Genomic DNA, 20,085 nt, shown 5'->3' on the forward strand with positions numbered 1-20,085 from the left:
ATTATGCTTGTTTTTCTTTCTGGAACTTTTTACTCACAAATGGATAAACGATTAAGCCGACAAAGAATAAACCGATGCCGAGGATAAATGTCGTTAAATCTGCTGTGCCTGTTACGATAACAAACACGGAGTATGCACACGCCAGTATTGCGATCAATCCGTCTCTTACACGGGAGCCTTTCAGCTGGTCATACGTTTCACCTTTGATGACTACCTTCAAGCTGTAGATTGCAGATACTAGATACGGAATTAAATATGCGAGTGTAGCCGCTGTCGTTAAAAATGTAAATGCGTCACTTATTGTCCGGGAAATAACCGAGAAAATGAAGACCTGTGACATGACGTTTGTAATAATGAGTGCAATGACCGGACTTCCCTTTTTATTCGTTTTTGCAAAAAATGCCGGGAAATCTCCCGCTTTAGCTGCTTGGTATGGCACCTCAGAGCCAAGCAAAATCCAGCCGAGCATCGTTCCGAATAAACAAAGGATAGCCAAAAGCGCCATAATCACGCTTCCCGCGTTTCCAACAATCGCATAGAGTACATCAACAAATGGTTTTTCAGAGCCGACAAGCTTATCATGCGGCAGAACACCCATCGTAATTAAAGTCACAATAATATATATGCTCAAGGCAATCAGCAAGCCGGTAATTGTCGCACGTTTCACATCACGCTGAGAGCGCGCACGGCCGGACAGGATCACCGCGGATTCAATTCCGACAAACGCCCACAGTGTAGAAATCGCGGCGTTATGAACCTGGCCGCCAATTCCAATGCTTGTGCCGTTTTCTCCTTGAACCGGGAAATAAAAATGACCGAATAATGTCGTTTGAAACACAAATAAACCAGCAACGATAAAGAAGACAAAACCTAATACTTTAGAAAGCGTTGTGACAAAGTTTAATTTACTTGCGCCGTTAATGCTGGCAACAAGAATCGCGTGCGTTCCCCATAACAAGATCGTACATACGGCAAACGTCAGTAATTGGCCGAGTGTCACCTCTTGCCCGCCGATCGAAAACATCTCACGTTTATCAACCAAGATCGGGAAGAACGAAGTCAAGTAACCGGCGAGACTTGTGATGATCGCCACGTTACTGATCCAGCTCGCCACCCAGTAGCCCCACACCATTGTGAAACCGGCAGCGTTGCCTTTTTTCGGGTCAGAAAACAGCGCTCTTGCATAACTTTGCGGTCCCGCTGTCAGTTCAGGCTTGCGAATGGACAAGTGTCCGAACACAAGTGCAATCATCAGCACGCCGGCACCTGTCAAAAGCCAGGCGGACGTAGCTCCAAACGGACTCGCAATTGAAGCAAGCGAGCTCGGCAAGGAGAAAATTCCTGATCCAACCATATTTCCAACGACAAACGCCGTTAATAACCAAAAACCCCATTTTTTTGTCTGTTCCATTCCAGTACCTCCATGATTCTTTGTACGGACCAGACCCCGAGATCATATAAACGCAAAAAAAGCCTGAACAAAAGTCCATGCTTAAAGAAACACACACCCTTGATCTCCGGATAGCCCTCCGCGAAAAAGCACGCGGCAGTCCTGCACTTATTCAGATACAGTCCCAGCATAGAGAAGGATCGGCTTTCTCCACACTTCGGCGCTGATGCCTTTTACACATGTTTAACAGCTCCTGTCAGCCTGGCATGTGTGACTTATCATCCGCGCAACCTCTACCTCACTGAGAAAGAGTGAGGATTTAATTATTCAGTTACTCCCAGAAGGTTATCAAAGAAAGGATGATCTGTCAAAGGGAACAGATGGAAAATACGGATAGAGCCAAGCTCTATCCGCATGTGGTTATCGATTATTTTTCTTTTTTTGCACAGCTTCTTGAAGCGGATCATCTTTTAGAGCTGAACCAGCATCTTCAAGAGCTCCTTGGATTACGTTTTTTTCTTTTTCGGAACGTTTTCCTTTATCTTTATTAAAGAAACCCATTCGTATCACCTCTTTTAAAAAATAGGTACATGTTTAAGATGCCTCTTTCCTGAAAAATTATGCGGGATATTTTTTATCGTCCAAAGTCCTGTTGATCAAACATACATTCTCTTGATATATTTGTAATTCAGAGATTTTTTGCAAAAGATAAAAGGAGAAGCGGCAAATGACAGGAAAAACACACATCATGGGAGGCATCGCTTCTTGTACGGCAGCGGCTTATTATTATGGATTTGATCCAGTGCTTATGGCTGCGTCAGGCGCGGTTGGAGCATTAATACCCGATATCTGCCACACACAAAGCAAAATCGGGAGAAAATTTCCTATTTTATCGAAAGTGGTCAGCTCCGTTTTTGGCCATCGTACATTTACACACAGCTTGCTGTTTATGCTCATCATGTTTTTTATCACTTCTACATACATTCCAGATAAAAACATATCAGCCGGCCTGATGATCGGAATGGCGAGCCACTTGTTTCTTGACGCTTGGACGGTGAACGGAATCAAATTATTATTCCCTTCAACGATCCGCGTTCGGCTTCCATTATATATGAAGACAGGCAGTTTTTCTGAGCAGCTCGTGCTAGCCGGCCTGACCCTTGCTTCATGTTACTACTTTTATATGCTGTTTCATGGGCGCATGTTTTAAACACATGAGTGCTGAGACTTGTCTGAACCGGCTGTTTTTAGTAGGTTTTACTTAAGAAGCATTTCATGCAGATGATCAAGAAAACGTGAGGAGTCATATTGATGAAAGGAACCTTTTTTCACAATCAGCGGTTTTTATGTTTTTCGATCTTATTTATGTGGATCAAAACGTATGTGATATATAAACTCGGCTTTGATTTGCAAATCGATACTCTGTTGGAGGAGCTAATGCTGCTGGTCAACCCGCTCAGCTTTATTCTTCCTTTATTCGGGATCGGCCTGCTTCTGAAAGGAAACAAGCAGCGGGCTTTTTTGCTGATTGCCAATTTGGTTCTGACTGTTATCTTGATCTCTAATACGATTTTTTACGGCTTTTATATCGATTTTATTACCATTCCGGTTTTATTTCAGGCGAGCAACATGAGCGATATGGGAAGCAGTGTAAAAGAATTGTTCCATCCTCTGTTTATCGCCCTGTTTGTGGATTTGGTTTTTCTGCTGCTGTTCGCCAGAAAAACCAAACACCCACAGACAAAAGCCGCTCCCCGCACGATCAAACGGTACTATGCAGCTTCCTGCGGCATGCTTTTATGCACACTGGCACTTGCAGAAGTACAGCAGCCGAAGCTTTTGGCACATTCTTTTGACCGGGAAATGCTAGTCAAAAGCATCGGCCTGTTTCAGTTCCATATTTACGATACAATTTCTCAGACTGTTAATATCAGCGCGAAAGCTTTTGCCGATGAAGACAGTATAACTGCCATTAAAAACTATACAGAGGCTGATTACAGCAAGCCTGATCAAAGCAAATTCGGTCTTGCAAAGGGGCGCAATGTCATCTTTGTAACACTTGAATCGACCCAAAGCTTTGTTCTGAATGAAAAAGTAAATGGAAAAGAAATTACCCCATTTATGAATGATCTCATTAAAAAAAGCTATTCCTTTGATCATTTCTATCAGCAAACAGAACAAGGGAAAACATCTGATTCAGAATTCATCGTTGCTAACTCGCTGTATCCTTCCCTTAGCGGCGCCGTCTTTTTCACGAAAAGCGACCATCAATTTCATACGATGTATAAATCGCTGAAGCAGCACGATTATTATTCAGCCGTCTTTCATGCTAACCATAAAACATTTTGGAACAGAGATGTCATGTACGATACATTTGGCATTGACCGCTTTTTTGATGTTGATGATTTTCATGTCACTCCCGGGACATCGACAAGCTGGGGCTTAAAAGACAAAGAATTTTTAGAGCAGTCCGCCGAAAAGCTGAAAAGCCTGCCGCAGCCGTTCTACAGCAGTTTTATCACGTTAACGAATCATTTTCCGTTTGAGATTGATGAAAAGGATCAGCTGATAGATGAATTCGATTCAAGCAGTGATCTGTTAAACCGCTATGTGACCACGGTTCGCTATGAGGATGAGGCATTGAAGCATTTTATCAAAAAACTGAAGGACGAAGGCTTATACGAAAATTCGATGATCGTATTTATGGGAGATCATTACGGCATTTCTGAAGCCCATAACGAGGCCATGGCTGAGTTTTTAGGGAAAGACGAAATCACACCGTATGACAACGTTCAGCTCCAGCGGGTGCCGTTTATCATACATATCCCGGGAATCACCGATCAAAAGCCGGAAACCATCCCTGATGCCGGGGGACAGGTCGACGTCAGGCCGACGCTGATGCATTTGCTCGGCGTTGAGACAAAAGGCGATATCCAATTCGGCAATGATTTGCTGTCGGGCGACCGCACCCCATTCGCCGTTCTGCGAAACGGCAGCTTTATTACGAACGATTATATATACACAAAGAACACGTGCTATAGCCAAAAAACAGGTGAAGTGCTGGAAGATCAGGATGCGTGCCTCCCTTACAAGGAGAAAGCAAACGAAGAACTTTCTCTCTCTGATAAAATTTTAAATGGTGACCTGCTCAGGTTTTCCGAATGAAAAAATCCCTCTATCAAGAGGGATTTTTTACGTTTCCAACATCACCTTGCCAGTCAGCTTCGTTTCATAGCCGTTTAAATGAGACAAATTCGCCTTGTATTCCTCAGAATTCAAAATCTCCTTCACGGCTTTCAGCAGCTGCTCATGTTTTTTCAAAACAACGATATCATATTGTTCGTCGATGAGCGGGATAAAATCAACACTGCCCATATGTGCCGCGTGCTGCGCCCCGATTCCCGCGTCAGCCTGTCCGCTTGAAACTTGTGAAGCGGCAGCGTAATGATCGGTCACGATATCGCCGTATCCCTTTACATCAGCCGGATTCACACCAAACAAGCCAAGCTGTTCATCAAGGAGCACCCTTGCGCCAGAACCCTTTTCCCTGTTGATGATCCGGATATCGGCTCTTTTCAAGTCTTTCCAGCCTTGAATGTTTTTCGGATTCCCTTTTTTCACATACAGTCCTGCTTTGCGGAGAACGACATTGATGAGACAAAACGGTTCACCTGTCAAAATCCGTTTTACATAAGGAGCGTTATACTGGCCCGTTTCAGCATCGTACAAATGGAGGCTGACAATGTCACACTTGCCTTGATACATATCAATCAGGCTGTTTAAGCTTCCTTTGTATTTACGGAGCGGCGTCTCCTGAATGGCATTCTCCAAATGCTTGCTGAGAAGATCCATCGAAATGTCCTGTCCGCTGATCATGACATTCGGTCTGCCGTCCGGCTCAGCCTCCTGCACCTGTTTCGGCGCTTCTGTTGCAGCGATGGGCTGAGACATTCTCATATTCGTTTTATATTGCTTTAAATCTTCTTCATCCACACGCATCTGCCTTCCGACACGATAAGCAGGCAGCACGCCTTTTTTAATCAAATCATAAACGGTCAGCTTTGATACCTTCAGCAGACCTGCAACTTCTTCTATCGTATAGGAAGAGGTTTCATTCATCATCATCACTCTCCTATTTTATTATACCTTTTCGCCGAATGTAAAAAAACCCACATAAACCAAACATAATCAGTTATAATTAGTTATATCTAATGATAAGGGGTGCAATCATGTTTAAGAAGTATTCTATTTTCATCGCAGCCTTAACTGCTTTTCTCCTTGCAGCAGGCTGTTCTTCAAACCAGTCTTCAACGGACAGCGAGAAAAAAGTAACGTTAACCATCTCAGCTGCCGCCAGCGCGCAGGATGCACTTGAGGAAATCCAAAAAAATTATGAAAAAGAGCATCAAAATATTACCATCCAAGATAACTATGGCTCATCCGGCGCCTTGCAAAAACAGATTTCTCAAGGAGCAGGAGCAGATCTGTTCTTCTCAGCTGCTGAGGATAAATTTAAAAAGCTGGTGGATGATGGAGATATCGCAAAAAAAGACAGCACTGATTTAGTCGGTAATGAAATTGTGCTGGTCGTACCGAAAAACGGAGATTCACCTGTGACAAGCTTCAGCAATCTGGCTGAATCAGAAAAAATCGCCCTTGGCACTCCGGAATCCGTACCGGCAGGAGCTTATGGGAAAGAATCACTGACAAAGCTGTCTTTATGGGAAAAAGTGAAGGATAAAATTGTGTATGGAAAAGACGTTCGCCAAGTTCTTTCTTATGTTGAAACCGGCAATGTAGACGCAGGTATTGTTTATAAAACAGATGCCCTGGTCTCGAAAAAGGTCAACATTATTGACGAGGCAAAAGCAGATACACACAGCCCAATTGTCTATCCGTTAGGAATCGTAAAAGATACAAAACACCGTAAGGAAGCGAAGGAATTTTACGAATACCTGCAATCTGATGAAGCAATGAAAGTATTTGAGAAATATGGCTTTACTGCCGAGTAGCATAAGCACTTCAGAATTTTTCACACCCGTTGTGCTTTCCTTTCAGGTGGCGGCAGTTGCCGGAATTGTTGTCATTATTCTCGGAACACTTGCTGGAGCATGGATGTCACGGGCATCATTTTTCGGAAAAACGGCACTCGAAACATGTTTTATGCTTCCGCTCGTTCTTCCGCCTACTGTTGTCGGTTTTATTTTGATCGTCATTTTCGGAAAGCACAGCTTCATCGGACAAGCCATCGAGTGGATTTTCCAGCAGCCTGTCATTTTCACCTGGTGGGCCGCTGTGATCGCCTCGGCTGTTGTAGCCTTTCCGCTTATGTATCAATCAGCCAAAAACGGATTTGCTGACATTGATCCCGATATACAAGGTGCGGCAATGGTAGACGGCGCTAGCAGATGGAAAGTGTTTATCCATATCTCCGTCCCGCTTGCCTATCCTTCGTTACTGACCGGAAGCATCCTCAGCCTTGCGCGGGCGCTCGGAGAATTTGGCGCAACACTCATGTTTGCAGGAAACATCCCCGGTGTTACGCAAACACTGCCGACGGCGATATATGTCGCATTGGATTCCGGCAACAATACCCTTGCTTGGGCGTGGGTCGTCTGTATTGTTGTCATTTCCTTTTTGATGCTGTTTTTCATTCAACAGAAAAAAACGCACTAAAAAAACTCCCCATAACGGGGAGTTTTTTGATTAAAACAGAAGCTCATCAGGATTTGGGCCGACACGCTCATCTTTATTTAATGCGTCAATTTTGTCCATGTCTTCTTGAGACAATTCGAAATCAAAAATATCAGCGTTTTCGATGATACGGTGTTCTTTAATGGATTTTGGAATGGTTACAACTTCATGCTGCAGATCCCAGCGCAAAATCACTTGAGCCACAGATTTATTGTGTTTTTCAGCAATCTGTGTCAGCACTTCGTTATCCAAAAGCTGTCCCTGCATGAGCGGAGACCACGCTTCCAGCTGAATGCCTTGCGCTTTGCAGTAATCTCTTAATTCTTTTTGCGTCAAACGAGGGTGAAATTCAACTTGGTTCACCATCGGTTTGATTTCAGCATCTTTCAACAGCTCTTCTAAATGATGAACTTGGAAGTTGCTGACGCCGATCGCGCGAATTTTGCCATCTTTGTACAGCTTTTCAAGCGCGCGCCATGTATCTTTATATTTATCTTTGCCAGGCCAATGGATCAAATATAAATCTAAGTAATCAAGCTGTAATCTTTCCAGGCTTTTTTCAAAGGCAGCAAGCGTTGTTTCGTAGCCTTGATCTTCATTCCACACTTTTGATGTGATGAAGAGCTCTTCTCTTGCCACACCGGATTCTTTAATCCCGATGCCAACGCCTTCTTCATTTTTGTAGATCGCTGCTGTATCAATACTGCGATAGCCATTTTTAATTGCCGCTTTCACTGATTCAGTCGCTTCATTACCATTTTCTACTTTAAAAACACCCAGACCGAACCAAGGCATTTCAACTCCGTTATGTAACTTTACAGTATCTTTTAAACTTGTTGGCACTTGAACATCCACCCTTTCACTGAAATGTAAGCGTCTATATTATCTCACATTCCTCTCAGCCGATACCAATAATACGCTTAAGACCCTCTTTTTGCTTCTTTTTTCACAGTACCGCTAAACCGACATACTATTTTTTCATTTAAACAATATTGAGATAATAAGAAAAGCTGCAAGGGTATTGAATAGTGTAACCCACAATCAACAAAGGAGGAACCACGTTGAAACGCGTTCGTATTCCAATGACAATTGCGCCTGATGCCGCTTTGACAAATGCCCCTCTTCGCTTAAATTGTCAATACACTTTACTCTTTTCACCCTTCGTCCGTTGAGTATTATTAATCCCTGCAATTACCGTTTATAAGCAATTTTGACTAACTTTACGTTGCACCCATTAAAGAGTCAGGATTAAAATATTATATATCTAATAATTTTTAGGGGTGGTATTAATGCGGTTTGAAAAACTAAGCGATTTCATTGGAAGAGGTGCCCATTTATTATTCAATTTCCCGTTATATACAAAAATAAAAATTGAAACATCCGTCGAAACTAAGGATGAAAAAGAAATTCTAAGTTATGATGAAGAAACAGGACCATTAATCATTAATCATACTGAATTTATAGAAGGTAAGGACTTAAGATTCTTAAAAAGCATGGTTTTAAAAGAACATAACTTCTATCACTATTGCCCTTTCTGTAAAAAAGAAACTCCCATTATTTATAAAAGACTGGACATAGATGAGGAATATAAAGGCCACATACTTTCAACGTATTCATATATATGGGCTTCGAAAGAATATGAGTTGTACGAAGAGTCTGCTTACGAAGAATTTGCCAAAAGATACAAAGAATTTACAGAGAATATACTTGATGAAAATAGGTCATTTCAAATGAATTTTGAGTGTACTTCTAAAGAAAAACATAGGATGTATGTAATATTTCACTTAACCAAGGATAATTATCTAATAAAGACAGGACAGTATCCTTCCATTATGGATTTTGATAATTCTCTGCAAGAATATAAAAAGATTGTGAAAAACAAAGATATAATTAAAGAATTAAATAGTGCAACAATCTTAAAAACACATAATTATGGCGTAGCTTCCTTTCTTTATTTACGTAGAATTTTCGAGAACCTTATCTTTGAAAAACTTGAACAAGCTAAAGCTGAAAACAAAATTGATGAACAAAAATTCATGAAATCAAAGATGAAAGAAAAAGTAAAAATGCTTCATGAACAAGGATATGTTCCTGACTTCCTAAAGGAAAATAATACTTTTGTTTACGGTATATTAAGTAAGGGTGTTCACCAATTAACTGAAAAAGAATGCTTAGCAAACTTTGATACACTTAGAACTGCTATCTTAATAATTCTCGAAGAAAAAATTGAAGCAAAACGAAAAGAAAAATTAAAGAAAGAAACAAAACTTAATTTAAGTAAAATAAATTCAGATTTATCAAAGTAACATATAATTCCCTAAGTTCAACTTTGTTTATAAATACATTCAACACACCTTTCTCCAAGCGGTTGGTACCCCCGTCCCCCGTGGTACCAACCACGTCCATTACTTCACGTTTTAATTCCCTTTGGATTAACATGGATTATTCGTATCGGTAACGTTATGTATGTATTTTTAATCAGTCATATTAAGTAAACGTAGTATCTACTGCGTATCAGTTATTAAACGTGGGGACTCTGAAAGAACGTTGCCTCCTATGTGTCTCGTTTTAAGGCGTTAATGGAAAAGGAAATCATACAAAAAGACCGATTAACGTCGGTCTTCTTCTGTCTCATTATTACCCTCTTGTTACAGCCACTTCTGTACCAGCATCATCTATTATAATAGAGTAATCTTCATTATTTAGTACCTTTCTTAATAATTCCAAGGCTTCTTTTGAATAGCGATGTAAAGGTTGTTTGATCCCAATATCAACATGATAAATATTATTGGATTCTTTTAAGTTGAAACCTGTTTCATTATGTATTTGTTTTATAGCTTTGTCTACGTAATACCAATATGATAATCCTAGCTTGTCTGCAACATCTGATATTCGCATAGGAAACATGGCTATTAACTGTTCATGGTCTGCTATGGTAGCGACCCCCATTAGATTGATTCTTTCTTCAGAAGATGTGCTATCTTCATTACTAAGACCGATAAGCCTTGCTAAACTATTTTCGTCGGTAATGTTCTGTACGTTTACTATATCTACTTCCAAGTCAGTAATAGTTTTACTTTTTACAATGTTATAAATGTTGTTTTGAAGTTCCCGTAACGTGTTAATTCCCATTGCAGAATCTTGATATAAACTTTCAAATAAACGTTCAAACGAGTTTACTAACATGTAATTAACTCTTATGCTTTTTCCTTCACCAAGATCTATCGGTTTATCCATAGGAGGTCTAATACTTGGGTCAATCTCTTCTTGTTTCCACTCAATAAACCAAATATTGTTTACAACTTCGTCGCTATCCCCACTTACAATTTCAGAAATATCAGCTAAAATACTTTTAATATTTGAATCAGTGACAGAGTAACCCAAGAAAATAACAGGGTGTTCCATAAAATAAGTTAGCAACTTGGCGGTCAAATATTTTTGTTTTCTATGAAATAATTCATAGTCTTCTTCTGAAATGATTATTTCATCAGGTCTACCGGTTGACCCATGGATTTTTAGTATATGACCAATGTTAGTAGCTTCTTTTTTTCTAATTACTTGTTGTCCAACGACAACTTTGAATTCAGGAAACAAATTCTCTAACAAAGAATCATAGTTAGTTGTTATAATAGCATGAGGCTTTAACGTTTTTAAAATTTCTAATTCTATTGAATGTGGATGCCCCTTCTCGTGGAACGCCTCTGATAATTCATCAAGTATTTGTGCAATTTGTGACTTCAAAAATATACTTTTAGAATAGGAATGGTCATATAACTCTTTGGGAAAAACATCATTCTCATACTGTTCCCAAGCGTATGATTGATATTCATCAACTAATGCTGACGCCACAGCAGGTAAATTATTATTTGTATTTTGCGTGTAATACCCAATAGGCATTTTTATAATCGGATTTAGCTTAATTAGTTTTTCCAGTAAACCTAACCAATCTGGTGAGCCTAAGTATCTTCGTGATAAACCCGAACCAGCAAATAATATAGGTCTAGTCCCACTGTCATCTAATACAGTTCTTAATCTTGTTAATGATTCAGTTATGTATGTTTCGTAGATTGACATTATAACACCTCCAAAATAATGGTATATTCTTAGTGTAATGGGTTAGGGTAAATAGGTCTACCAATATATGCGTTTTCCTTCACTGTTTATTCTATTATAAATATGAAGACACTTAAATGGTGTGCAATTTTACGGCTCAGCCGTTTACGACGGCATTACGTATGGCATTTGGGTATTTGAAGACGGAACCTTTACAAACAAAGGCGATGGCGGCTGGATCAACTGGGCCTTCAGAGGCTGGTTCGACCGGGATGGCAGCACTGTCACATTTCATCGCCCTTAATATAGAAAAAAGCTGGCGCTTTAACGCACCAGCTTTTTTGCTGCATTTATTCGCCGCCTTCAAGCATGGCGGCTTCGACATCATTAATGTATTGGCGAAGCTCATGGGAGATGTCCCGGGAAATTTCTCTTTCCTCGAAGAGCGTTTGAATTTCATTTCTGATCGCCTGCACAGCCTTCAGCTTCACTTCCAGCTTCTGATTTTCAAAATGGGCGCTTGATTTTAACTCATGATGGCTGTGCTCCAGCCTGAAAATTAACTGCTTATAGAATGTAATGACAGATAAAAACACTTCTTTATGCTCTTCCGTCTTATGTTTTTCCAAATATTCTATCGCTGCTTTTGCCGTTTTCACTCTTGTTGCCCGTATCAATCCCGCTTCATTTAAAATCGACATCTCCGGCTTTTTATGTTCACCGAAGAAAATCCAATACATCAGCCTCTTGAGCCTTGTTTTTGATAATCCGACTTTAAACGGGTTCGCATACAAAATTTCCAACTCGTTAAATCGTTCTTGCAGCACATTTGCTGTTTCTTCCGGGATGTCACCCCGCTCCAGCATTTTCATCAGCGCCTCTTGCTCAGCCTTAACCCCTTGCGCACGGACTTTTCGCTCGTGCTTCTTAATGCGATTAGATGATGTATACTGCTGAAAACGAAGATTTTTCATTTTCTCATTGTATTCAGCTATCACCGCAAGAGAGGCCGTTTTGTTTGTCTCATTCATGTCCTCTTTAATCGTTTGAAGGGCTGTTTTGATCAATTTGCGTCTCGCCGTCAGCAGCTTCTTGTTTCGTTCCTCGTCCTCTTCTTCTTTTTCAGTCAGAATCGGCAGCACAACGGTGGCAATGACAAGCGTGCATAAAATAACGCCGGCTGCTAAAAAGAGAATCAGATTTCTTTCCGGAAACGGCGTGCCGTCCTCCAGGAAATACGGAATGGAGAAAGAACCCGCAAGCGTTACTGCTCCACGCACACCGGAAATCGAAATTAACAGCGTCGAACGAAGACCCGGTTTATAGATGTTCTGATCTTTATTAAAGAACCATTTGCCGTTCCAGAAGAACAGCACCCACAGGAATCTGAGGAGCATTAACGTAAATGTGATGACTAGGATATAGCCGATCACCTTCATGTTGCTGATGGCGGTGTCGTTAAAGATAACAGAAATAACATCAGGGATTTGCGCGCCGAGAATAACGAAGACCAGGCCGTTCAAAATAAATAAAATAATGTTCCACGTACTTGAGGAGACGATTTGCAGCTTGATCATCGTTGATTCCAGACGATCCTGCTCAACCGCATGGGTAATACCGCCAGCCACAACAGCTAAAATGCCGGAAACGCCGATTTCTTCAGCTGCCAAATAAATCACAAATGGCGTCAGAATTTGAATCAGCATATGCATCGTGACATCCTGCATGCCAAGGCGGCGCAGAAGTAGGCGAAAACGAATAATCAAAAATGAAATGACAACCCCGCACAGCAAGCCTCCGAGAGAAATAAAGACAAAGCTGACAGCCGCTTGTGCTAATGAAAATGCACCAGTCACTGCCGCTGCAATCGCAAACTTAAAGGCCACCAGACCTGATGCGTCATTCATCAGCCCCTCACCTTCCAGCAGGCGAAGAATCCCTTTTGGCATTTTCACTCTTCCTGATAATGCGCTGACAGCGACGACATCAGTCGGTGAAAGAATGGCCGCAAGTCCAAAGGCCGCTGCCAGCGGAATAGCAGGAATCATCCAGTGAATCGTGTAGCCGCCTACAATCACAGTCGCAAATACAAGGCCGAGTGCAAGCAATAAAATCGGAGCCCTTAAATTCCAAAGCTCTGCCCGCGGTGTCCTCTTTCCATCATTAAATAGCAGAGGCGCGATAAAAAGAACAAAAAACAATTCGGTGTTTAATTCAAAATGAAGTCCCTGTGGAAATGAGGCGGCAAGAATCCCAAGAGCCACTTGAATCAGCGGCACCGGAATAAACGGAATAAACCGGTTCACGATATTAGAAATCGCAATAATCGTTAATAATACGAGCACAACTAAAAATATGTCCAAATGCATGACCTCCTTCGTCTGTTGTGTGTCGGCATGATGAGCCAAAAAATCTGTTTGTCTAAAAGCCGCTAAGCTAGTCTGGCCTTGCATCCGCTATGTGGTTTCGCAGGAGTTCCCTCCACACTTGTCTTCTTTTATAGTACCCTTTTTAGGGTATTTTTTCTCATGATATGCTCACAGTGAACTTTTTTGCAGCAGAGCAAATTACAGAAAAAAGAGACAGGAAGCTATTCCCTGTCTCTCTTCTTAGTTTTCTCAATCATGAAAATTCGTACCGTCAGTTGTTGCTTTAATAATGCCCGCACGGATGACAAAGTCACCGAAATGCTCGCCTTCCTCGCGTTCTTTCGCATAGCGGGAAAGAAGGACGCGCAGCTCGCTTAAAATGTCTGCTTCACCGATGTTTTCACGATACATTTTGCTTAAACGGCTTCCGTCAAACGCAGCGCCAAGATACATATTATATTTGCCCGGCGCCTTTCCGATAAATCCGATCTCACCGAGCGCATGACGTGCGCAGCCGTTCGGGCATCCTGTCATGCGAATGGTGATTTCCTGATCACGAAGGCCATTTTCGTCAATAATCTCTTCAACCTTATCTAACAGGGTCGGCAAATAACGTTCTGCTTCAGCCATTGCCAATCCGCAGGTCGGAAGAGCGACGCATGCCATCGAGCTGCGGCGAAGCGCTGAATAGTGCTTGCCGTCAGTTAGTCCGTACTGTTCAATTAAAGCACTGATTTCTTCTTTTTTATCGCTTGAAACGTTCGCAATCATTAAGTTCTGATTGGCCGTCAGCCGGAACTCGCCTGTATGAACTTTGGCGATTTCCCGCAAGCCCGTCATCAGCTTATAATCATCGTAATCCGTTATACGGCCGCCTTCGACAAACAGCGTAAAATGCCATTTATCCTCAATGCCTTCCACCCAGCCGTAACGGTCGCCGTTATGATCGAAATGATACGGCTTCGCTTCTTCCAGGCTCCAGCCGAGACGGTTTTCCAATTCTTCTTTTACGTTTTCTAAACCGAGGCGGTCAACTGTGTATTTGAACCGCGCATTTTTACGGACAGAACGGTTGCCGTAATCACGCTGAATCGTAATCGTTTTTTCAGCAACGTCATACATTTGCTCAGGCCGGCAGAATCCGATCACCTTGGCTAATTGCGGATATGTCGCAGTATCGCCATGCGTCATTCCCATACCGCCGCCGATTGCCACGTTAAAACCGATCAGCTTGCCATCCTCGACAATCGCAATGAATCCCAGATCTTGTGAAAAGACGTCAATATCATTAGACGGCGGAACGGCAATACCGATTTTAAACTTCCGCGGCAGATAGAGCGGTCCGTACATTGGCTCGACTTCTTCCTCCGGCGTGCCGGCAACTTTTTCCTCATCAAGCCAAATTTCATGATAGGCTCTCGTCCGCGGCAGTAGATCATCACTTAATTTTTTAGACCACTCGTATACCTCTGAGTGGATTTCAGATTGATAAGGGTTTGATGCGCACATGACGTTACGGTTTACGTCTCCGCAGGCTGCGATCGTATCCAAAAGTGCTGAGTGGATCGTCTGAATGGTTTTCTTCATGTTCCATTTCAGAATCCCGTGCATTTGGAACGTTTCACGTGTCGTCAATTTTAATGTGCCGTTCCCGTATTTCTGGGACAGGTCATCCATGACAAGCCATTGTTCAGGCGTCGAGACGCCCCCTGGCATACGCACGCGCAGCATAAACTGATATGCGGGCTCAAGTTTCTGCTTTTGGCGTTCATTTCGGAGGTCCCGATCATCCTGCAAATAACTGCCGTGGTGTTTCATCAGGCGGTTATCATCATCCGGAATTCCGGCACTGATTCGATCGAGCATCACTTCTTTCAGCGTGCCGCGCAAATAATCACTTTCTTTTTTAATGCGTTCAACATCACTTGGAGAGCCGTCCGGTGCTTTTAGAATTTTGGTCACCATGTTGAAAAACTCCTTTCAAGTCAAATCAATATACATCACGCTGATAGCGTTTTTGCTGCTGCATATCGGCAAGATAAGCCTCCGCTTCTTCGCGGCTCATATTGCCTTCTTTTTCGATAATTTCAAGTAATGTGTGATGGACGTCATGCGCCATATGCTTTTCATCTCCGCAAATGTAAACAGCCGCTCCTTCTTGAAGCCATTCAAACAATTCTGCGCTGTGTTCGAGCATGCGGTGCTGCACATATACTTTTTCTTCCGTATCACGTGAGAACGCCACATCCATTTTTGTCAGCACACCGTCTTTGAGCCAATTCTGCCACTCTGTCTGGTAAAGGAAATCCGTGACAAAGTGCTGATCGCCAAAGAACATCCATGCCTTTCCTTCCGCTCCCGTCTCCTCACGCTCCTGCATAAAGGAACGGAAAGGTGCGACGCCTGTCCCAGGGCCCACCATGATAATCGGTGTTTCAGGGTCTTTCGGAAGCTTAAAGTTTTGATTGTGCTGTACATAAACCGGCAGTGTGTCACCCGGCTGCAGACGTTCCGCGCACAAAATCGAGCAGACGCCTTTTCGTTCACGGCCGTGCGCATCGTAGCGGACTGCGCCGATTGTTAAATGCACTTCATCCGGATTTGCGGATAAACTGCTTGCAATCGAATAAAGGCGGGCAGGCATTTTTCGCAAAATAGAGACAAACTCCTGCGCAGATACACTAAATGGGCCATAGTCACGGACGAGATCAAGCAAATCGCGCCCTTCAATATAGGCTTTTACATTCTCCTCATTTCCCGGGGCTAAAAGCTCTCTAAGCTCATCGTTCCCTGTCAGCTGGGCTGCCTGTTCAAGAAGCGGTTTTGTGAGAACGGTAATCTCATAGTGATAAATCAGCGCTTCTTTCAGCGGACGGACATCACCTTGCTTATTAAGCGTCACAATTTCTTCCGGGTCCCAATTCATTTCCTTTAGGAGCAGCTCGACAAGTTCCGGATCGTTTTCCGGATAGACGCCGAGGCTGTCACCAGGCTCGTAAGTCAGGCCAGATCCTTCAAGAGACAGCTCCACATGGCGTGTTTCTTTATTTGATCCTCTGCCGTTTAAATTTAAATTTTCTAACACTTCAGCCCGAAACGGGTTTGTTCTGGAATACGAAGACTCACCGGTTTGTGACGCAGCCGCCGGCGCAGGCGCGGCGCTTCCGACCCCAGCTTCATTTAATCCCTTCAATACACCCTCAAGCCATTCGGCTGCCGGTTCATCATAGTCAAGATCGCAATCAACGCGCGGAGAAATCCGTTTTCCGCCGAGTTCTTCTAAGCGCTGATCAAATTCTTTCCCTGTCTGGCAGAAAAACTCGTACGAACTGTCACCAAGCGCCAAAACGGAAAAGCGCAGGTCTTCAAGCTTAGGCGCCCGTCTTCCGTGCAGAAATTCGTGAAACGACAGCGCGTTATCAGGCGGCTCGCCTTCTCCATGCGTACTGACGACGATTAAAAGATTGGTTACCTTCTTCAGCTGATTCGGCTTAAAATCGCTCATGGATGAGACGGTCACTTGAAAACCGCTCTGTTCAAGCTGCTTGCCGGCATTTTCTGCAAGCCCCTGTGCGTTTCCCGTCTGTGAACCATAAAGAACGGTCACTTCTTTTGAAACGGCCGGTGCTGGTGCTTCCGCAGACACAGCTGCCGCCGGCGCACCCGCAGCTTCTTGGGCGGAAACAGATTGAGCGGATAAATATCCGCTCAGCCAGATTTTCTGGGATTCGGTCAAGGTCGGCAGAAGGCGGTTAAGGAGCTCTGCCTGCTCCTGATTAAACGGACTGTTCATTACCTGAAGTTGCAACGTATCCACCTCACAAAGTTATAAACTGATCGAAAATTGCATCTAATTGAACTTTACCGGAATACTAGGCTTAAGTAAAATATATTTACATGATGATAACTATTAAGAATCCTAATGATAAAACGGCTATGCTTCATGTAAATAGAAAAAAGAGAAGGACTCCCTTCTCTTCATTCAGCAATCTGATATAAGTGAGGCGGCACAGCGGTTACAAACGGACTGGCTTCACCTGTATAAAATACCGCCAGCATGTGCATCGCACGGGTGCACGCAGTATATAAAAGCCTGCGGTCGTGCTCTGTATGATAGTGTTCTTCAGATGCATCATAGACAAGCACTGCGTCAAATTCAATTCCCTTCGCTAAATACACCGGAATCACGCAAACACCCTTTTGGAATGGTTGATTTTCTTTATGAATCAGGCGAACATCTGTATATTCACTCATGTGGGCGTGCGCCTGTATGCATTGCTGCGCAGTCTTGCAGATGACGGCTATTGTTTCGTGCCCTTTTTTCTTGAGCCGGCCAATTTCTTGCGCGAGCTTTTGGCAAAGGCTCTCATGTCCTTCAGTTTTGACAACGAGCGGCATTTCCCCGCTTCTATTAAACGGCTCAATATCCGCTCCATCTTGAAGCATCGCTTTGGTAAACTCGACAATCTGCCTTGTTGATCTGTATGTTCTCTTTAAACGAACATACTCAGCAGGATCATCCTCAAAGCACGCATCCATACGCTGATCCCCGTGTATGGTATGCGCGTAGATGGACTGATTGATATCACCGAGCACTGTCATGCTGGCAGCCGGAAAAATACTTCTCATGTAAGCCATCTGAAACGGTGAATAGTCCTGGGCTTCGTCAATAAATAGATGTTTGATCTTCGTATTTTTCTTTCTGCCCTCAATCAGATCCTGCATATAAAGAAACGGTGCCGCGTCCTCATAGAGCAATTTATTATCCGTAAATGCCGAACGGGTCAGCTCACCTATCACGGCCATCTTCTCATGCTGAAATTTCCCTCCCCAGCCAGAAAACAATTGCAAATACAGCTGTGAAACATCAAGAAATGCAAGGAGCCTGACTGCCTGCTTGAGCGGTTTGAAAGCTTTTTTCACAATGATGGCGGCAAGCAGCTGCTGCTCTCTTTGATAATCGTTAAACGTACTCTCGCTGAACCGTTTCCTTTCCTGCAGTTTTTTGTACACGTCCAAGTAGTCCTCTTTGTCAAGCAGCTCAGCTTCATGAACGACCCAATCCTTTCGCCGTTCCTTTTTCTCAAGCTTGTTAAGCTCACTCAGCAGCCACTTCGCGGTTTGCTCCATCCGATTCGGAATGGAGTGATTTTGATCCAATGAGTAAAAATAGGATTGAATTTGCTCCTTTGTGATCAGCTTTTGTCCGCGGAATATAATATTTTTAAAAATCATCCCTTCAGAGGAAAGCCGTGTGACGTATTCATTAATGAATTGCTGAAAGGATAAACCCGCCTTCCATGTGATTCCCGCAAGCCTTGTTGGAAAATCGCCTCCCTTTGTTTCGGTCAGGCAATATTCGAGCTGATCAAAGGGGCTTTCACATTTGAACTTGCGGCCAAGACGATGCTCGATATATTCCTGAAACGTCGCCTGCTCCATATTCTCTTCTCCTAACTCCGGCAAAACAGAGGAGACATAGCTGTTAAATAAGAAGTTGGGAGAAAACAAAACGATTTGTCCGGCATCAATGACGCCACGGTGCCTGTATAACAAATAAGCGACACGCTGAAGCGCAGCCGATGTTTTCCCGCTGCCAGCCGCTCCCTGCACGATCAGGATCTTGCTTTTTTCATTACGGATAATCTGATTTTGTTCTTTCTGAATCGTAGACACGATGTTTTTCATTTGGGTATCGGAGTGATGGCTTAATACCTCTTGCAGCATTTCATCACCAATCGTCATATCGGTATTAAACATCGCCTTGAGAGTGCCGTTTTTGATCATAAACTGGCGTTTCAGCACCATTTCCCCTTCTATCGTTTCACCGGGCACCTCGTACTCCGCTTTACCTGGGGAATAATTGTAGTACAAACTTGATATCGGCGCCCTCCAGTCATAAATCAGAAAGTGTTCCTCCTTCTCATCCAAACAGGAAGCTAAACCGATATAAATTCGCTCTGCCTGCTCCTCGCCGTTTTCAATAAAATCAATTCGGCCGAAATAAGGCGATTTTTTTAATTGATGAATTCGTTTGAGCTGCTGATCCATGCGCCGATGATTGTGTTCCCGATCAGACAGCAGCTCTGCCTGCTGCTTAATGCTTGCCATCGTTTCAATCGCTTCATGGGCATCATCAAAATTAACCTTAACATCCTCCCAAAAGCTTTTTCTTAATCCGATGATATCATGCTTCAACCCGCCCGCAGACGTTTCCAGAAACCGCTCTTTTTTTTCGAGCTCCTGCAGCACCTCATCTATTCTCGACTGCTCTTCCTTCCATTCCTTATCCTGCTGATTCATGAACGGCACCTCCAGAAAATAGTTGACAAACATAGATGAAATACTGTAAAATATAATTGGATACATATATCGAATGTATGACGAAACTGGCAAATACAATTTATCTTAGCACATTCACCCAATACCAATCAAGGTTTGGGTTATTTATATGCAGAAAAAACCGATTTCAACTCGAAATTGGTTTTTTCTCTTATGATTTCACATTGATCACTGTTGGAGGTGCTTTTCTTAGGTTGCGAATCTTCTCTTTCATCAGTATCGATTCCTTATTCCATT

14 protein-coding genes, 1 pseudogene and 1 riboswitch are annotated in these 20,085 nt (G+C 42.9%); of the genes and pseudogenes, 6 read left to right on the forward strand and 9 right to left on the reverse strand.

Annotation, left to right across the window (positions count from 1 at the left end):
* Position 1 precedes the first annotated feature (1 nt).
* Both FB592_RS01270 and sspJ read right to left on the reverse strand, forming a co-directional pair.
* Positions 2-1,411 (reverse strand): amino acid permease, encoded by a 1,410-nt coding sequence (locus tag FB592_RS01270; RefSeq protein ID WP_021480593.1) that lies wholly within the window; start codon positions 1,409-1,411, stop codon positions 2-4.
* A 103-nt stretch (positions 1,412-1,514) separates the two neighbouring features.
* A riboswitch (Lysine riboswitch) is annotated at positions 1,515-1,694 on the reverse strand.
* A gap of 116 nt (positions 1,695-1,810) precedes the next feature.
* The gene (gene sspJ, locus FB592_RS01280; protein ID WP_003221612.1) at positions 1,811-1,951 is read right to left on the reverse strand and encodes a small acid-soluble spore protein SspJ; all 141 of its coding nucleotides are present in this window, start codon (positions 1,949-1,951) and stop codon (positions 1,811-1,813) included.
* Between the two features lie 166 nt (positions 1,952-2,117).
* On the opposite strand from sspJ, the gene FB592_RS01285 reads away from it, so the two are divergent.
* On the forward strand, positions 2,118-2,600 hold the full coding sequence (locus FB592_RS01285; RefSeq protein WP_049139698.1) for a metal-dependent hydrolase: 483 nt from the start codon (positions 2,118-2,120) through the stop codon (positions 2,598-2,600).
* Positions 2,601-2,701: 101 nt separating this feature from the next.
* Entirely contained in the window at positions 2,702-4,555 is a 1,854-nt protein-coding gene (locus FB592_RS01290; RefSeq protein WP_049139699.1) for an LTA synthase family protein, read from the forward strand.
* Positions 4,556-4,582: 27 nt separating this feature from the next.
* On the opposite strand, the gene FB592_RS01295 is transcribed toward FB592_RS01290, so the two are convergent.
* Entirely contained in the window at positions 4,583-5,509 is a 927-nt protein-coding gene (locus FB592_RS01295; RefSeq protein ID WP_049139750.1) for a substrate-binding domain-containing protein, read from the reverse strand.
* Between the two features lie 110 nt (positions 5,510-5,619).
* On the opposite strand from FB592_RS01295, the gene modA reads away from it, so the two are divergent.
* Entirely contained in the window at positions 5,620-6,402 is a 783-nt protein-coding gene (modA, locus tag FB592_RS01300; protein ID WP_072173511.1) for a molybdate ABC transporter substrate-binding protein, read from the forward strand.
* Positions 6,374-7,066 carry a molybdate ABC transporter permease subunit gene (gene modB, locus FB592_RS01305; protein WP_120363516.1) on the forward strand — a complete coding sequence of 231 codons (693 nt, stop codon included), beginning with the start codon at positions 6,374-6,376 and terminating at the stop codon, positions 7,064-7,066. The genes modA and modB overlap by 29 nt, the downstream gene beginning before the upstream one ends.
* 30 nt (positions 7,067-7,096) lie before the next feature.
* On the opposite strand, the gene pgoN is transcribed toward modB, so the two are convergent.
* Complete coding sequence (pgoN, locus tag FB592_RS01310) at positions 7,097-7,927, reverse strand: glyoxal/methylglyoxal reductase (RefSeq protein WP_015483687.1); 831 nt, start codon at positions 7,925-7,927, stop codon at positions 7,097-7,099.
* A 446-nt stretch (positions 7,928-8,373) separates the two neighbouring features.
* On the opposite strand from pgoN, the gene FB592_RS01315 reads away from it, so the two are divergent.
* The gene (locus FB592_RS01315; RefSeq protein WP_141949171.1) at positions 8,374-9,390 is read left to right on the forward strand and encodes a hypothetical protein; all 1,017 of its coding nucleotides are present in this window, start codon (positions 8,374-8,376) and stop codon (positions 9,388-9,390) included.
* A gap of 331 nt (positions 9,391-9,721) precedes the next feature.
* On the opposite strand, the gene FB592_RS01320 is transcribed toward FB592_RS01315, so the two are convergent.
* Positions 9,722-11,158 carry an SIR2 family protein gene (locus FB592_RS01320; RefSeq protein WP_141949172.1) on the reverse strand — a complete coding sequence of 479 codons (1,437 nt, stop codon included), beginning with the start codon at positions 11,156-11,158 and terminating at the stop codon, positions 9,722-9,724.
* A gap of 109 nt (positions 11,159-11,267) precedes the next feature.
* Between FB592_RS01320 and yvgO the strand changes: the two are divergent.
* Positions 11,268-11,441, forward strand: a pseudogene (gene yvgO, locus FB592_RS01325) (stress response protein YvgO); the annotation flags it as partial.
* A gap of 46 nt (positions 11,442-11,487) precedes the next feature.
* Here yvgO and FB592_RS01330 read toward each other — a convergent pair.
* The 4 genes from FB592_RS01330 to helD form a co-directional block, all read right to left on the reverse strand.
* The gene (locus tag FB592_RS01330) at positions 11,488-13,500 is read right to left on the reverse strand and encodes a Na+/H+ antiporter (RefSeq protein ID WP_141949173.1); all 2,013 of its coding nucleotides are present in this window, start codon (positions 13,498-13,500) and stop codon (positions 11,488-11,490) included.
* A 255-nt stretch (positions 13,501-13,755) separates the two neighbouring features.
* Positions 13,756-15,471: an assimilatory sulfite reductase (NADPH) hemoprotein subunit gene (gene cysI / locus FB592_RS01335; RefSeq protein ID WP_072175782.1), complete on the reverse strand. Its 1,716-nt coding sequence runs from the start codon at positions 15,469-15,471 to the stop codon at positions 13,756-13,758.
* Positions 15,472-15,496: 25 nt separating this feature from the next.
* Positions 15,497-17,314, reverse strand: coding sequence for an assimilatory sulfite reductase (NADPH) flavoprotein subunit (locus tag FB592_RS01340; protein ID WP_064671595.1), 1,818 nt, complete (start codon positions 17,312-17,314; stop codon positions 15,497-15,499).
* A 170-nt stretch (positions 17,315-17,484) separates the two neighbouring features.
* On the reverse strand, positions 17,485-19,809 hold the full coding sequence (helD, locus tag FB592_RS01345; RefSeq protein ID WP_041850540.1) for a DNA helicase IV: 2,325 nt from the start codon (positions 19,807-19,809) through the stop codon (positions 17,485-17,487).
* Positions 19,810-20,085: the final 276 nt, after the last annotated feature.

Origin of the sequence: Bacillus sp. SJZ110 (assembly GCF_006715455.1) — a bacterium.
Lineage (GTDB): Bacteria > Bacillota > Bacilli > Bacillales > Bacillaceae > Bacillus > Bacillus subtilis.

Excerpts from the sequence above, each read along its gene's own strand:
- modA (WP_072173511.1), top strand. The coding sequence starts at position 5,620 with ATGTTTAAGAAGTATTCTATTTTCATCGCAGCCTTAACTGCTTTTCTC.
- FB592_RS01295 (WP_049139750.1), bottom strand. The coding sequence starts at position 5,509 with ATGAATGAAACCTCTTCCTATACGATAGAAGAAGTTGCAGGTCTGCTG.
- FB592_RS01320 (WP_141949172.1), bottom strand. The coding sequence starts at position 11,158 with ATGTCAATCTACGAAACATACATAACTGAATCATTAACAAGATTAAGA.
- helD (WP_041850540.1), bottom strand. The coding sequence starts at position 19,809 with ATGAATCAGCAGGATAAGGAATGGAAGGAAGAGCAGTCGAGAATAGAT.
- FB592_RS01270 (WP_021480593.1), bottom strand. The coding sequence starts at position 1,411 with ATGGAACAGACAAAAAAATGGGGTTTTTGGTTATTAACGGCGTTTGTC.
- sspJ (WP_003221612.1), bottom strand. The coding sequence starts at position 1,951 with ATGGGTTTCTTTAATAAAGATAAAGGAAAACGTTCCGAAAAAGAAAAA.
- FB592_RS01290 (WP_049139699.1), top strand. The coding sequence starts at position 2,702 with ATGAAAGGAACCTTTTTTCACAATCAGCGGTTTTTATGTTTTTCGATC.
- FB592_RS01315 (WP_141949171.1), top strand. The coding sequence starts at position 8,374 with ATGCGGTTTGAAAAACTAAGCGATTTCATTGGAAGAGGTGCCCATTTA.
- FB592_RS01285 (WP_049139698.1), top strand. The coding sequence starts at position 2,118 with ATGACAGGAAAAACACACATCATGGGAGGCATCGCTTCTTGTACGGCA.
- cysI (WP_072175782.1), bottom strand. The coding sequence starts at position 15,471 with ATGGTGACCAAAATTCTAAAAGCACCGGACGGCTCTCCAAGTGATGTT.